17 protein-coding genes are annotated in these 12,983 nt (G+C 68.2%); 9 read left to right on the forward strand and 8 right to left on the reverse strand.

Annotated features, from left to right (window positions below):
• The 3 genes from ACFWYM_RS42850 to ACFWYM_RS42860 all read left to right on the forward strand — a co-directional run.
• Positions 1-675: hypothetical protein (locus ACFWYM_RS42850; protein WP_384850579.1), on the forward strand; the 675-nt coding region annotated here is incomplete at its 5' end.
• Positions 676-763: 88 nt separating this feature from the next.
• Positions 764-979, forward strand: coding sequence for a hypothetical protein (locus ACFWYM_RS42855; protein ID WP_384850582.1), 216 nt, complete (start codon positions 764-766; stop codon positions 977-979).
• A gap of 73 nt (positions 980-1,052) precedes the next feature.
• Positions 1,053-1,397 (forward strand): hypothetical protein, encoded by a 345-nt coding sequence (locus ACFWYM_RS42860; protein WP_384850585.1) that lies wholly within the window; start codon positions 1,053-1,055, stop codon positions 1,395-1,397.
• Here ACFWYM_RS42860 and ACFWYM_RS42865 read toward each other — a convergent pair.
• The gene (locus tag ACFWYM_RS42865) at positions 1,394-1,852 is read right to left on the reverse strand and encodes a hypothetical protein (RefSeq protein WP_384850588.1); all 459 of its coding nucleotides are present in this window, start codon (positions 1,850-1,852) and stop codon (positions 1,394-1,396) included. The two genes, ACFWYM_RS42860 and ACFWYM_RS42865, sit on opposite strands and share 4 nt — an antisense overlap.
• Before the next feature lie 150 nt (positions 1,853-2,002).
• Between ACFWYM_RS42865 and ACFWYM_RS42870 the strand changes: the two genes are divergently transcribed.
• From ACFWYM_RS42870 to ACFWYM_RS42880, 3 genes are all read left to right on the forward strand, one after another.
• Positions 2,003-2,272, forward strand: coding sequence for a hypothetical protein (locus ACFWYM_RS42870; protein WP_384850591.1), 270 nt, complete (start codon positions 2,003-2,005; stop codon positions 2,270-2,272).
• Positions 2,273-2,282: 10 nt separating this feature from the next.
• Positions 2,283-2,621: a DUF6233 domain-containing protein gene (locus ACFWYM_RS42875; protein ID WP_384850594.1), complete on the forward strand. Its 339-nt coding sequence runs from the start codon at positions 2,283-2,285 to the stop codon at positions 2,619-2,621.
• 678 nt (positions 2,622-3,299) lie between these two features.
• The gene (locus ACFWYM_RS42880) at positions 3,300-4,253 is read left to right on the forward strand and encodes a Ku protein (protein WP_384850597.1); all 954 of its coding nucleotides are present in this window, start codon (positions 3,300-3,302) and stop codon (positions 4,251-4,253) included.
• A 6-nt stretch (positions 4,254-4,259) separates the two neighbouring features.
• On the opposite strand, the gene ACFWYM_RS42885 is transcribed toward ACFWYM_RS42880, so the two are convergent.
• The 7 genes from ACFWYM_RS42885 to ACFWYM_RS42915 form a co-directional block, all read right to left on the reverse strand.
• Positions 4,260-5,096, reverse strand: a complete 837-nt coding sequence (locus tag ACFWYM_RS42885) for a hypothetical protein (RefSeq protein ID WP_384850600.1) — start codon at positions 5,094-5,096, stop codon at positions 4,260-4,262.
• 57 nt (positions 5,097-5,153) lie between these two features.
• The gene (locus tag ACFWYM_RS42890; protein WP_384850603.1) at positions 5,154-5,591 is read right to left on the reverse strand and encodes a hypothetical protein; all 438 of its coding nucleotides are present in this window, start codon (positions 5,589-5,591) and stop codon (positions 5,154-5,156) included.
• Complete coding sequence (locus ACFWYM_RS42895) at positions 5,588-6,121, reverse strand: bifunctional DNA primase/polymerase (RefSeq protein WP_384850606.1); 534 nt, start codon at positions 6,119-6,121, stop codon at positions 5,588-5,590. The genes ACFWYM_RS42890 and ACFWYM_RS42895 overlap by 4 nt, the downstream gene beginning before the upstream one ends.
• Positions 6,109-6,555, reverse strand: a complete 447-nt coding sequence (locus tag ACFWYM_RS42900; protein WP_384850609.1) for a hypothetical protein — start codon at positions 6,553-6,555, stop codon at positions 6,109-6,111. Before ACFWYM_RS42900 ends, ACFWYM_RS42895 begins: the two co-directional genes overlap by 13 nt.
• Positions 6,556-6,786: 231 nt before the next feature.
• Positions 6,787-8,784, reverse strand: coding sequence for an FtsK/SpoIIIE domain-containing protein (locus tag ACFWYM_RS42905; RefSeq protein WP_384850612.1), 1,998 nt, complete (start codon positions 8,782-8,784; stop codon positions 6,787-6,789).
• A gap of 152 nt (positions 8,785-8,936) precedes the next feature.
• Positions 8,937-9,287, reverse strand: a complete 351-nt coding sequence (locus tag ACFWYM_RS42910) for a hypothetical protein (RefSeq protein ID WP_384850616.1) — start codon at positions 9,285-9,287, stop codon at positions 8,937-8,939.
• Between the two features lie 470 nt (positions 9,288-9,757).
• Positions 9,758-10,543 carry a ParA family protein gene (locus ACFWYM_RS42915; protein ID WP_384850619.1) on the reverse strand — a complete coding sequence of 262 codons (786 nt, stop codon included), beginning with the start codon at positions 10,541-10,543 and terminating at the stop codon, positions 9,758-9,760.
• 216 nt (positions 10,544-10,759) lie between these two features.
• Between ACFWYM_RS42915 and ACFWYM_RS42920 the strand changes: the two genes are divergently transcribed.
• The 3 genes from ACFWYM_RS42920 to ACFWYM_RS42930 form a co-directional block, all read left to right on the forward strand.
• Positions 10,760-11,128 (forward strand): hypothetical protein, encoded by a 369-nt coding sequence (locus ACFWYM_RS42920; protein WP_384850622.1) that lies wholly within the window; start codon positions 10,760-10,762, stop codon positions 11,126-11,128.
• Positions 11,129-11,137: 9 nt separating this feature from the next.
• Positions 11,138-11,497 carry a hypothetical protein gene (locus ACFWYM_RS42925; RefSeq protein WP_384850624.1) on the forward strand — a complete coding sequence of 120 codons (360 nt, stop codon included), beginning with the start codon at positions 11,138-11,140 and terminating at the stop codon, positions 11,495-11,497.
• Between the two features lie 48 nt (positions 11,498-11,545).
• Positions 11,546-12,983: hypothetical protein (locus ACFWYM_RS42930; protein ID WP_384850627.1), on the forward strand; the 1,438-nt coding region annotated here is incomplete at its 3' end.

Below are 12,983 nucleotides of genomic sequence, written 5' to 3' on the forward strand. Positions count from 1 at the left end.
GCCTTCGCCCGGTGGCGCCTGATGGCCCTGCACAACATCGACAGCCCCGAACAGGCCATGTGGGTCCGCCAGACCCTGCTCATCCGCAAGGCCGAGCTCAAGGCCGAGCACGGCGGCAGCTGGAGCGATGTCCCCAAGCACATCCGCCTCGGCATGCGCACGACGGTCCTCGCCGAGGGCGAGCGCCGCTTCCGCACCTCCGAGCAGACCCCCGGCCGCTACAGCGCGCTCGCCGCCGAGCTCGCCCAGCCCGCGGCCCCCGTGCCCGCCCAACGCACCGACAGCCCTCAGCTCGACTCCGCAAAGGCGCCCCGCCCTCAGCTGGAGAACCACGACGAACAGACCTCCCTGCCCCCCGGCAGCACCACGGCGAGCGTCCCCGAGGGCGATGTCCCCGAGCCCATGACCACGCCGACCATGACGGGCGCCGTCATCCCCTGTGTCGAGACGCGCAGCGAGCGGGAGGACCGTGAGGACCTTGAGGCGCAGAACCTGAGCGAGGCGAATTACAAGAGGACGGTGGAGCTCGTCTACGCCGCCGTCGAGAGCGGACGTCCGGTGACTCCCCCGGACATCGCACGGCAGCACGAGGTCGTCCTGCGGACCGTGCAACGGCACTTCAAGCGGATGGAGCGCGAGGGACTCCTCCCCGAGGGAGTCCTCTCCCAGAGCTGACCCTCTCTCCAGCGGTAGGCCGGGCGCAGATGCTGCGCCCGGCCTACCGCTTTCCTGTGGCCCCAGTAACTCCGCGGATCCGGGCGCGTTGTCCGCTGAGATGAACAACAGCGGGATTGACCTCGACGCAGCCTGGGACCTCCTCGACGACCAGGAGGAGCGCGTCCCTCTCCTCACCGCGGGCGAGGTTCACGCGGCCGTCACCCTGGCGCACTGGCTCGCTGCCCACGACGACGGCGAGGCCGGTGAGCTCGCGGCCGCCTTCGTCACGCAGATCGCCGGCCGTCTGGCTGTACCTGGTTGATCCTCACGACGTTCCACCGCAGCGCCCTCGCGGGCACCCCGGATCGGACTTCGAACGGTCGTACCATCAGGGCGTGGCGACGTACGACTTCCCTCAGCGGCTGACCGAGGCTCAGGACGAGCTCGACCAGGTCCGCGCCGAGCTTCAGCCTCTCCTGCAGCGGCTCCCGTGGTCGGTTGAGCCCATGGACTCCTGGGAGAGCCACGACAACGCATGGCGGAAAGTCTCCCGGCCCGTCTCCCCCGGCTGGGATGAGGGCGACCGGGAAACCGTCGACCGACTGCGAGCCCGTGAGGTCAAACTCGCCGAGCTGATCGTGACCCACCCCTGGTGGGACGAGCTGCCCCGGGACACCGTGCCGTCCGCTCGCGACGCGCTGAAGCACCACCGTGAACAGCCTCAAGAGGCCGGAGCCTAGGCGACCGGCCCTTGCAGCTCGTTCCACAGCGAGTAGAGGTCCGTACCGTAGGAGAACGAGCCGACCCAGCCGGAATCCGCCTGTGCGAAGCGCTGCAGGGACTTGCGCAGCAGCACCTCGTCCCCGTGGAGCCGGGTGTGCACCACGACGTTCGCGGACGGCTCGCCGCTGCTGTCCCACCACGCCGGGGTCTCCCCGTCGTCGTCGATGGGCGTCGGGTAGTGCTCAACGAAGCGCACCGGCAGGAACGGCCCGAACCCTGTGAACTCCACCCCCACATGCCCCTCTCGCGGGCCCACACGCAGGCTCGTCAACGAGAACAGCTCACCTACGCCCGGCACCGCTGCGGCCCGGAATCCGTGATCGCGGTAGATCGCGCCGAGGTAGCCCTCAGACGGCTCGTCCATCGTGCCGACCTTGTCGTAGAACTCGATGCGTACTCCGAGAATCGCCATACGAAGATCCTGGCATCCCCGCCCTCGCCCCAACTCCCGTACCAGCAAAGCTGATCGGACATCAGCGCCCTGCGCAGCGCCGCCTCGCTGCGGTCAGGGGCGCGGTCGGGGGTATCGCCACATCTTCCCCAGGAAGCTAAATTCGAATGCGTGAGCGATTTTCAGAACGCGGAGAGGGCCCCCGCCCCGGGCGACGAGGGTGACGTCCGCGCGTACACGCCCTATCAGGTGGTCAGCTTCGTCCTGCGCGTCGACGGGCAGCCGTTCCGCGCCGTCGCCAGCGCTCACCACGACGCCCCCGACGGGCGCCGCGCCTATCGACTGCACCTCTGGCCGTCGCCTCGCACGGCGCCGCACGGCTGGTACTGGTGGGATCCCGAACGCATGACCCGTCGCGATAGACGCAGGTCAACCGACTAGACTCGAACAAGTGAACGATTCTCTTCCGCTTACCCGCCTCGACATGCTGCGCTTCCTGGAGCGGGTCCAGCTCGGCGACCTGCAGCGCACCCGCCGCTGGATCGCGGACGAGGAACGGCGCCAGGCCGAGCGGCAGCGTGGCGAGCAGGTTCGGCCGCCCGCGCCGGACTGGCTGATCGAGATGTCACTGAACGGGCGCTCCCCCCTGTACATCCATGCCGGGGACTGCCACATGGCAGGCAAACGATCAAAGGCCATCACCCGCGAGCAGGCCCGCGACGCCCTGAACCAGCAGGTCCCGGCCTGCTCCCACTGCAACCCGGACACCGAGCTCGGGCTCCTGGGCTAGGGCCCACTCCCGTGCTCCCCGCTGCACCGGGTCAGTAGCTGTGTCAGAACCTTCAAGACCGGGGTGCAGCAGCGTCGGAACCATCGAAAGAAGGGAGCGCCTTGTCTCAGCTCGGGGCAGGTAGGTAGATCATCACGCCCCCCACGATTGCCTCACACCGAGTGTCGGCGGGAAGGCGCTCGATCACCCGGACCCTCTGAGCCTGTTGAGTCAGAAGGGCTCGCCGGAAATGGTCCCGGCCGTAGAGCAGCGTGCCCACCTGATCCACAGTGCCCGTCAGGCAGACCACGGGGTCCGCCACGAACCGCCCTCCATCCTGCTCACCGACCTGAAGTTCGGCAGCATTGGCCGCTGTCGCCCCCGACTCCTCCGGGGTCTGACAGTCGGGGCACAGTACGAGTGACAGACGCCCTCCCGTCCACTTCCCGCTCCAGTCGCTGGCCTTCGTCAGATCACGCGGAGCCCGTTGGCCGCAGCGCCCACATCGCAGTGCGTTTCCCATGCCTGGTTCAACGCGTGCCCCGTCCGGGCGGCACGCGGGTAGCGCGTCGAAGAGGAAACCATCGAATCCCAGGTTCTGACACAGCTACTCACCGTCCGGACGGACGCGTGCGGCACGCCGCCGACCCGGCATCGCCCTAGCATCGACATACCTGGTCACCCGCGAGGGAGCACCCCATGCCCCGGCCCATCTGGAACGGATACATCTCCTTCGGCCTGGTCAGCGTGCCCACCCGCGTCTACCCCGCGACCGAGCCGCGCGCCGTCCCGCTCCACCTCATCCACGCCGACGACCACAGCCGCGTGCGGCTGCGCCGCGTATGTGAGCTCGACGGCCAGGAGGTGGCCCGCCACGACATCACCCGCGGCTACGAGACCCCCTCCGGCATCATCCCGGTCAGCGACGCCGACCTCGACTCCCTTCCCCTGCCCACGGCGCGCGCCATCGAGCTCGTCGCCGTCGTCCCCGCCTCCCGGATCACACCGCTTCAGGTGGGCGCGGCCTCGTACTACCTCGGCACCGACGACAGCCCGGCGGCCGCCAAACCGTACGTGCTCCTGCGCGAGGCCCTCCGGCGCCAGGACTCCGTGGCCATCGTCAAGTTCGCCTTTCGCGACCGCGAGCGGCTCGGCATGCTCCGCGCGATCGATGACACGCTGACGCTCCATGCGTTGCGCTGGGGCGATGAACTCCGCGAGCCCACCGCCGACTTGGCGCCCGCCCACCAGGCCCAGGACCTCGACGAGGACGAGGTGCTCGCCGCGCTCGATCTCGTCGACATGCTCTCCGTCGACTCCCTCGACGACGTCCCCGACCTTCACGACCACTACCGCGAGGCGCTCCAGGAGCTCATCGCTGACAAGGCCCGCGGCCGCGCGCCCGCCGGCGCCGACGAGCAGCCCGTGGGCGGCCGTGTCGTCGACCTCATGGCCGCCCTGCAGCAGAGCGTCCAGGACGCCCGCACCGCGCGCGGCGAGACCGGCCCCGGTGACTCCGACGAGGCGGCCGTGCACGCGCTCACCGCGCACACCCGGAAGAAGACGGTGTCGAAGAAGGCTCCGGTGAAGAAGGCGGCCGCGAAGAAGACCACGTCGAAGCGTGCCGCCAAGAAGCCGCCGCGAAGTGCCTGACGCTCCCTAGGCCAGCCCCGGCCAACCGGAGGTGAAGCGGGCAAGCTGCGCCCGCTGGTGGCGCTCCTCGCGCAGGACTTCCTCGAGCGCCCGTCTGTCCAGGTAGGTCTCGACGGCACCGAGGACCAGGCGCTGCAGCTCGTCCGGGTCCAGGCCCTCGACTTCCCACTGCACCGGATACTGCGGGTCGTATCCGTGCCGCCGAGCCCAGGCAGGCCAGCGCGGGTCGCGCGCCTTGCCCTCCGTGGGCAGCAGGGCGTAGGACTCGACCTGCTCCCGGGTCAGGAGCACCCGTTCCACCCGCGCCCAGCATCCCGTACGGGCCACCCAGTCCCGCTCGACGTCCTCTCCCGAGCAGTCCCAGTCCCCGACGTACAGCAGCACCGCGGGCCGCGGATCGGCGGCCGTACGCCGCTTCACCAACTGCGCATACGGCTCGCTCGCGAAGCCGCGCACGATCAGCACGGGCACGCCCAACTCGTCGAGCCACGACGCGAACAGGGACCTCAGCGTGTCCTTCTCCGCGCACACGTACAGCGCGAGAGGCTGCCCGGTCGTACGGTCCAGCCGGAACAGCTCCGGTATCTGCGCGACCAGCTCGTTCGCGTCCGCCCACGCGCGCGGCACGTGCACTCTGCGCGTGGTGTCGACGAGATCCGGCCCATCCCCCGCACGCCGAGACGCGGCCAGGTGCGAAGACAGCTTCCGGTACGCCCACGGCCGGTGAACGATCGCGCCCTCTGTCACCAGGCGGTAGTAGAGCTGGCGCAGCGTCACCGCCGTGTCGTACTCAGCGTCGATCTGCCGGGCACGCTCCACCACGCGCTCCCACACGATGGCCATACAGGTACAAGTACCCGCCCGTCACCCTGTGGGAGCCCAGTCCGTCAATCTGCCTCGTCAGACCTTGCGGACGCAGGTCTCGGGGATCTGCCCGCCCCTGACGAGGTACCAATCGCTGCCGCTCCGGCCGCACTTGAAGTAGCTGTTGCCGCCCCGGTTGAAGGTCATCACGCAGGACCGCAGCCGGTCGCCCTTGTGTACGTAGTGATCCACCGGGGAGTTCGGCGTGGCGTTCTCGTCGTTCGGAGGGCGACGCACCGCAACGGTCTTCCCGGTGACCACGAGGTTCGTGCACTTCGCAGCTGCCTGGCCCGTCGGCTGCGCAGCAGCAGCCACGGCCTGCGATCCGGTCAGGACACCAGCGGCAACGACGGCTGCGGCCGCCACATTGATCAACTTTTTCATGATCGGCCAACTTCGGAACCTGGTGGCTGTCACGGCCTGCCAAGGAAGATCACCCGACTGTGCGGCCGGACCGCGCTCGGGCCGGATCACGCTCGGAGGCTGGTGGCGATCCATCCGGGGAGGTCTCGGAGCGGGGCGTCGTGGTCGATGACGTACGCCGTTCCGGCCACGACCGAGCCGGGTCCGATGAGGTACCCGCCGCTACGGCGGCCGGGTCCCCTGACGTCGATGCCCGGCCCGAGCGCGGTCCGGCCGCCCGACGAACTGCCGATGGTGCAGCCCTCCGGTGCCCGGAAGTACAGGTGCAGGCCCCCGCTCGGGGTCCGCACCGTGAGCGTGTCGGGCCACGGTTCGCCCCGCGCTGCGCACCGTGCGGCGAGCACCGCCTGGCCGTCGTCCTCGACGTCCAGGTCGAGCGCGACGATGGCGGAGGCTCTGCAGCCGACGCCGATGTTGTCGCCGTCGCACCAGAGTTGGCGGACGCGGCCGGGGTCGGTGAGGCACCGCGTGCTCCATCCGCCGGCCGTCGGCCGTCGACCGCCCGGCGGCAGGGGGAACACCCCGAGGCCGCGCTGGGCAAGGTCGACGGCTGCGGCCGTGGTCGACGTCAGCAAGCGCACTGGTAGTCGTATTCGGCGCCCGCGGCCCCGCACTCGCAGCAGTGATGCGGGTCGCCGTAGTGCCCGCAGTCGCAGTCCTCCTGTAGCGGCTCGCCGGTGGCGGCAGCCTCCTCCTCCATGGCCTCCCGGTGGCGCCAGCCGGAGCATTGGCCGTTGTAGCAGCCGCAGCCGGGACACTCGGGGCAGACCATCCTCACCGTCCAGCCGCACGTCTCGCACAGCAGCTGATTGAGCGGGTCGTTGCGCTCCTGCTCCATGTAGTCGACCGCTTCCCGGTAGGTGTTGATGTCGACGTACGTATCCAGGTACTCGACGAGCGTGGCCCGCTCGTCCGGGTCTGGGTGGTCCAGGAGCGCGATGGCGCAGCTGTGCTTGATGCCCAGCTCGTCCTTGAGCGAGGCGAGGGCCTTCTTACGCGCATGGTTCTTCGGCATCTCAAGCTCTCGTTTCCGCAGCTCGGTGATCCCAGACTCACCGGCCGCCAAGAGCGAGGCCAGCAAGGGTGATGCGATGGTGGTGGGCGGCTCGGCGCGGAGCACCTTCGGTCTTGCTCGTCCGGTCTGGGCCGAACGAACCGGGCCTTGAGTCGGGCCCACGGTCCTGCGACCGCGGACCCGACTCTAGCGAACAGGACTGACACCTAGGACTGACCCGCGCCGAGGACCTCAGACAGCTGCCGGTGACTTGCGGTTCAGGAGGTCGTCTACGGAGACCTTCTTGGCTCCGGTGCTGCCGTCGTCGCCCGTGTAGTCGATCTCGATCCACTCCTCTGCGGCCTCGTCGTCTTCGTCTTCGCCGAAGTGGAGGTCGTCGACGCGGACCCATTCCTCGCTGTTGTCGAACTCCAGCAGGACGATGTCGCCGACTTCCAGGTCGTACGGTCCGATCTCTTCGAAGCCGCTGTCGGGTCCGTCGTCGTACGCGGCCGCGCTTGCCTCCCCCGCTGCGGCTTCCTCGATCGGCTTGAGCGGGGCAGCCAGCTCACTGCGGTTGCCGTAGGACTCGATGGTGTTGAGGGAGCCGAGGAAGGCGAGCGGGTCGTCCTGGCCGTTGGCGTGCGCCTCGGCCTGCCTGGTCATGCGGCTGACCAGGTTCTGCCACACGACGGCGTCCTGCGCGTCGAAGCCCTCGCCGTCTTCGGGAGTGAGCAGGCGCAGCACCTGGACGTACTCCGGGCCGTTCGGCGTGGTGGCGACTGCCCGGCCCTGAATGTTCGGCAGGTCGGTCCCCATGTGCCGGTCGCCCCACATCATGGCGGCCGTCTCGGGGGTGGCTCGGTCGAGGCTGACCCGGTGGCGGAAGCTGTCACGGGCGAGGCCCGTGAGAAACTCGGCGTCGGGCCGCTGGATGCCCAGGACCAGGTGGATCATGGCCGTGCGGGCGAGGACGGTGAGACGGCGCCACAGCGACAGGCAGGGGTGTTCTCGGCCCTTGAGTTGCTTGTTCTCCGCCTTCATTTCGGCCCACACCTCTTGAATTGCTTCCTTGAAGATGTAGAACTCGTCAAGGACAAAGAGGACTCGGCTGAATTCTCCCTTCTTGGCGGTGCGGCGCTTAATAGCACGGTAGCGGTTCATCATTTCGTCGTGGGTCCGTCGGATTGCCTCGGCGATGTGCTCGGGCTCCGTGAGCACGGTGACGCCGTCGAGATCCTCGAAATCGAGGTACTCGGTCATCTTCGGGTCGCAGAGGACCACCGGGATTCCGAGGACTCGGGCAGCAACGACGAGGTTTCGGATGTAGACAGTCTTTCCCGATCCGGTCGGGCCGACCACGAGACAGTGCGGATTCTTGCTGCCGAGCTTCCACGAGATGATGCTGTGGTGTTCGGTGACTGCGTAGGGAAGCTCGTATTCCTTGATTTTGTGCGTGATGGGGTATCGCACGTTTTCCGGGAACGGGGGTCGCAATGCGAAGGTGACGCGGTCGTTCTCGAAATCCCAGGTGTCGCACCAGTTCCCGGGGAGTTTCGCGTCGAGCTGGAGGACGACACGGTGCCGGTAGTTCGCCGACAGGTCGCGGCTTGTCGTCGGGTAGCCCACCTCAACGAGGGTGGGGCTGTCGCCCTCGAAGTCGACCTTCGCGACACTGGCGTGCGGCCCCATGATCGCTTGGACGACAGATGTCGTCCTGTCGCGCAGGCGCGCCTGCTCTGGTGTCGTGTCGCCTGATGCGACATCGGCGGGGATGTCGCTCTCGACGATGTCGCCGGTCCGGGTGCTGACGTCGATGTCGCACAGGAGCTGTCGCTTGCTCGGCCTCCATGTCGCCGACGCAGGCGCACCGAGCCGGGCCGCGATGATCGCGCGGACCTCGGCACGGATCTTCTCATCGCGGTCATTGAAGTCCGGCGGGTAGACGATTTCCACTCTGGTCGGGATGCCGCCTCGACGCCGCCGCATAGTGATCTTCTCGGGCTTGAGGGTCCCTGCAAGGGCAAGAGTGAGATCCCGCACCGGGCGCACCCGGCGGGCTCGCCACACCGCGACGGCCGACCCGAGTACGGCGACCAGGACGCTGACGGTCAGGCCGTAGCCGAGGATCTGGGACTGGTGGAGTAGTTGGGCGGCGGCGTAGCTGATCATGGCGAGTCCCACGCCGTAGATGACCGGTGCGATCAGAGGCGATCGGTCGGTGTCGGCGGTGGTGCTGGGCGATGCCATGGGGTCCTCCTATCGGTGACCTGGGGTGATGGTGCACCCCTCTCTTCGGGCTTGACAGTGGTGGTAAGCTGAGGCTCTGAATCGCAGCGTAGCGAGACTCTAAGGACTCAGCTTCCATCCACTTCCCGCCCTTTCGCGGCGGGATTTTTTCGTTACGCGCTGCCCCCCTCCTTTTCCTTCCGGGCTGAGGACTGCCCCCTCTCCGGGGCCTGCTCCGCGTGCTCAGGCAGGGGGGCCTCGGCGGCCTTCCGGCGGTTGCGGGCCCGCACCTGGGCGCCTCGGGCGGCGCCGGTCGGGCTGGGTCCGGTGCGCAGCTTCTCGACGGCCGGGAAGGGCCGGCCGCGGTTGTACGTCTTCTCCAGGTACTCGACGGTCTCCTCGATCGACTCCCGGACGAGCTCGCTGAGGTTGTGGAAGCCGTCGGGCTTGAGCTGGGTGTGGTGCTGGGCCGCGCGCATGCGGCCCAGCAGTGAGGGGGGCAGCGAGAACGAGGCGCTCTTCATCGCCTCCGGCTCCGGCTGTGCGTCGGGCGCCGGTGGTGTCGTCGTGGGTGTCGTCGGTGGGCGACGTCGCCGGGTGGGGGGTGGTGTCGCTGTCGCTGCGGGCGTCATGTCGTCGCCGTCTCCTGTCGCTGTCGCCGTGTCGCCTGTCGCTGACGTGGTGTCGCTGTCGCCTGTCGCGACATCCCCGGATGTCGCGTGTCGTCGTGTCGTCATGTCGCTGTCGCGCGTCATGTCGTCATGTCGCCCCGGATGTCGCGGCCCGGTGTCGCTGTCGCCTGTCGCTGTCGCCGTGTCGCCTGTCGCCTGTCGCGCTGTCGTGTCGCCGGACGGCTCGCTGTCGCCCGTCGGTGTCGTTGTCGCGACACCGGCGACAGCGACGTCGACGGGATCTGGCTCGTGACGCTGCTGGATTACCGCGGGTTTTCTACGCACGTTCTTACGCCTCGCTGCTGTGCCTTTATCCTCGGCCGTCATGAAGCCCCCTCCACCTTTTCCAGCAAGCTGTCATAGAAATTCTGATAGGTGTCGGCGACGACCTTGAGTTCCGCTCCGTACTCGCGGCACGGAGTGTGATAACTCTCGATTGCCTCAGATACCCGAACTCTGCGCGGCACCGGAGGAGTCAGAAGTTTTTCACCGAACGTCTTCTGCATTTCCCCGAGAACTCTTTTTGCGTCCCGGGTTTCTTCGTAAGCCGCAACAATATAGCCCGCTATTTTGAGGTCCTGATTCCCCTTGCTGGCAATACGCTCGGCTGTGTAGCGCATTTCTTCTGCTCCCTGTGCGCCCCAGAGTGTTGCGCGCGCGGTGATGAAGAGCCACTCCGCGCCGAGGAGCCCGGTGGCCGAAAGTTTCCCGATATCTCGCGGAAGATCGATGATGACGTCGTCCACCAGGTCGTCAATTTCCCCTGAGATTCTTGCGGTGCGGAGCGCCGCGATTCCGTCGGGGGTGATGTCCGCCTCCCGGTTGGCCAGGAAGCGGTCAGCCGGGGCGACCCAGACCCCTTCCCAGGCCGTCGGCACCAGGACGTCGCGCAGCGCGAGCGGTGACTCGGGCGACAGGGTGTCCTTGATCCCCACCATCCGGGTCTCCGGCTCGACGACGGCTGTCGCGTTGGACTGCGGGTCAAGGTCCAGAAGGGCCACCCGTCGCCGCCTGCCCCCGCGCGTCCGGCGCGTAGCTGCGTATGTGAGCTCCAGCGAGGCAGTGGTACAGCCTGCCCCGCCTTTCCCTTTGCTTACGGCGATCCACATGCATGACCAGCTCTCTCCCCGTGTCTCTCGCAACTCCCCCCTTGGAGTTACGTGGGACACGATAGAGCTCAACTACTGGCCTGCTAAGACCTGTTGGCGACATGCCCTTAACGGCTGTGCAGAGAGGGCCGGACGGCCTATCGTGGGATCCCGCATGCCATATCCCGTTAGTTACATGGAACTTGACGGGACATCACTGAACCGGGAGGTCAACTCATGTCAGCCAACCCCGAGTTGGGGCCGCGCGGCCGGTGGACGCGTCTGCGCCGCCGCGTCCTGACCGTCACCACCGCGGCCGGCCTGCTCCTCGCAGGCCCGCAGGCCGCCATGGCCTACGCGGCCGAAGAGCAGAAGGTCACGATCGACACAGGCGGTGTCACCAACCTCCTCAAGAACAACGCCCTGCCCCTGGTCGTGCTGTTCATCGGCATCCTCGTGGTGGCCAGCGGCCGCAAGAAGGACATCGGCTCGTCCCTGACCATGGTCGGGATCTCGCTGCTCGGCCTCGCCGTGGTGGGCATGTCCCTGTCCGCCATGGGCGTCGGGACCGCCATCTTCAGCCTGTTCACGAACACCGGCGGGTGAGCTGCTGCCATGCAGATGCACACCGATGACGAGGTGTACCAGGTCGACAACGTCTTCCTCGGCCCTCCCCGGTTCACGTTCTGGTGGCGGGCCCGCTATCAGGCGTACGCCGTCGGCGGCGCCCTCACCGTCGTGATGCTCCTCGTCCTGCTGCTCCTGGGGCTCCTGGCGTTCTGGCCGATCGCCTTCGGGCTGCTCGCCGTGGTCGCCGTCACCCGCAAGGTCGGGACGCACATCACCTACGACCACGGCATCAAAGACATGCTGACCACCGCCTTGAACGAGGCTCGCGCACCACGGCAGAAGAAGCACCGGGCCCTGACCGCACGGCTGTCCACCAGCAGCCTGCGGCGGCGCACCTATCTCTGACCGCGGCCTCACCCCGTCCTGCCCAACACCTGAAGGGGAACCTCCACCGTGAAGCGCACCAAGAAGCCCGGGAAGACCACCCCCGGCCTCAAGCGCCCCAAGCGCACCTCTGCGCCCGCCCGCGTCGAGAAGACCGGGCTGCAGCTCACCGACATCGTCGACAACCTGACCGTGACCCGCACCGGCCAGGTCACCGCCTGGTACGTCGCCGCCCCGATGCGCTGGAGCTTCCGCACGAACGCGGACTGCAACGCCCTCATCGCCTCCCACGCGCAGCGCCTGGCCGAGCTCATCGGACGCCGTATCCACCTGCGCATCACCCACCGGCCCTACCCGGTGGCCCGCTGGGCCGCAGCCCTGCACAACTCGGCCGTTGACCCGCTGCCCACCTGGCAGCAGTACCTCGCCGACGAGCAGCAGAAAGTCGCCCGCCTGCCCTTGGATGACAAGGTCGTCTACTACGGGGTGGAGATCGACAGGATCAGCAGCCTCGGCCTGGCCGTCCAGAAGCTCGTGCGCAACGCGGTCGACAACCAACTCGCCGCGCTGCAGCGGGACATCAACGACGTCACGCTCATCATGGGCGGGCCCGGCATGAACGCCGCGCCCGCGCAGGCCGCCGACATGGACTGGCTGATGACCCGCAGCCTCGGCCTGGGACTGCCCGCTCCCCTGCACACCCGCCCCACGCCCACCGACATCTGGAACGCGAGTGACCTGGGCGAGTGGACCGACGACATCGAGTGGGCCTCCCCCTCGCCGTACTCGCCGCACATCACCGTGTCCGGCAACCGCAACGGCCAGCGGATCAGCCGCTTCGTGTCGGTGCTCACCATGGGGCGGATGGATCTCCCGGACATCCCCGAGTCCCCTTTCGGACCCTGGCTGCAGCGCCTGGACCAGCTGCCGTTTCCCTACGAGGTCTCCGCGATCTTCGAGCTTCGGGACTCGACCGAGGCGAGCAACGAGATCCTCAAGCAGCTCGACGCGGTCCGCTACCAGGTCAAGCACCACAGGGAGCACAGCGTCGAGCCGCCGCTGTCGCTGCGCCGCCAGGCGGCGGCCGGGCAGATCATCGAGGACGACGTCCGCTCCGGGCCGACGGGCCTGAGCGCGCGCACCCGGTGCTGGATCCGCATCGCCGTCTCCGCCCGCGACGAGGAAGTCCTCCATGACCGGGTGAAGAAGGTCAAGGACAAGTACCAGCCCTTCATCCTGATCGAGCAGCCCAAGGGCCAGTACGCCATGGCCCGGGAGTTCATCCCGGGTGAGCCGCTCTCCAGCCAGGCGTATGTGCGGCGCATGCCGGTGCGCACTCTCGGCGGGAGCCTGCCCGCGGTGAACGCGTCCGTGGGCGACCGCGAGGGCCCCAACCTCGGCTACACCTCGGGCACTGCGCGCAGGCCGGTGATGTGGCACCCCTGGCGCGCCCAGGAGCTGCGCGAGTCCTCCGGGCTCACCCCCGTCATCGGCACCCAGGGCTCCG

Source organism: Streptomyces sp. NPDC059009, assembly GCF_042740175.1.
Taxonomy (GTDB): Bacteria; Actinomycetota; Actinomycetes; order Streptomycetales; family Streptomycetaceae; genus Streptomyces.

Coding starts and splice junctions, on each gene's coding strand:
- ACFWYM_RS42865 (WP_384850588.1), bottom strand. CDS start 1,852: ATGGCGATTCTCGGAGTACGCATCGAGTTCTACGACAAGGTCGGCACG.
- ACFWYM_RS42880 (WP_384850597.1), top strand. CDS start 3,300: ATGCCCCGGCCCATCTGGAACGGATACATCTCCTTCGGCCTGGTCAGC.
- ACFWYM_RS42885 (WP_384850600.1), bottom strand. CDS start 5,096: ATGGCCATCGTGTGGGAGCGCGTGGTGGAGCGTGCCCGGCAGATCGAC.
- ACFWYM_RS42900 (WP_384850609.1), bottom strand. CDS start 6,555: ATGCCGAAGAACCATGCGCGTAAGAAGGCCCTCGCCTCGCTCAAGGAC.
- ACFWYM_RS42905 (WP_384850612.1), bottom strand. CDS start 8,784: ATGGCATCGCCCAGCACCACCGCCGACACCGACCGATCGCCTCTGATC.
- ACFWYM_RS42910 (WP_384850616.1), bottom strand. CDS start 9,287: ATGAAGAGCGCCTCGTTCTCGCTGCCCCCCTCACTGCTGGGCCGCATG.
- ACFWYM_RS42915 (WP_384850619.1), bottom strand. CDS start 10,543: ATGTGGATCGCCGTAAGCAAAGGGAAAGGCGGGGCAGGCTGTACCACT.
- ACFWYM_RS42920 (WP_384850622.1), top strand. CDS start 10,760: ATGTCAGCCAACCCCGAGTTGGGGCCGCGCGGCCGGTGGACGCGTCTG.
- ACFWYM_RS42925 (WP_384850624.1), top strand. CDS start 11,138: ATGCAGATGCACACCGATGACGAGGTGTACCAGGTCGACAACGTCTTC.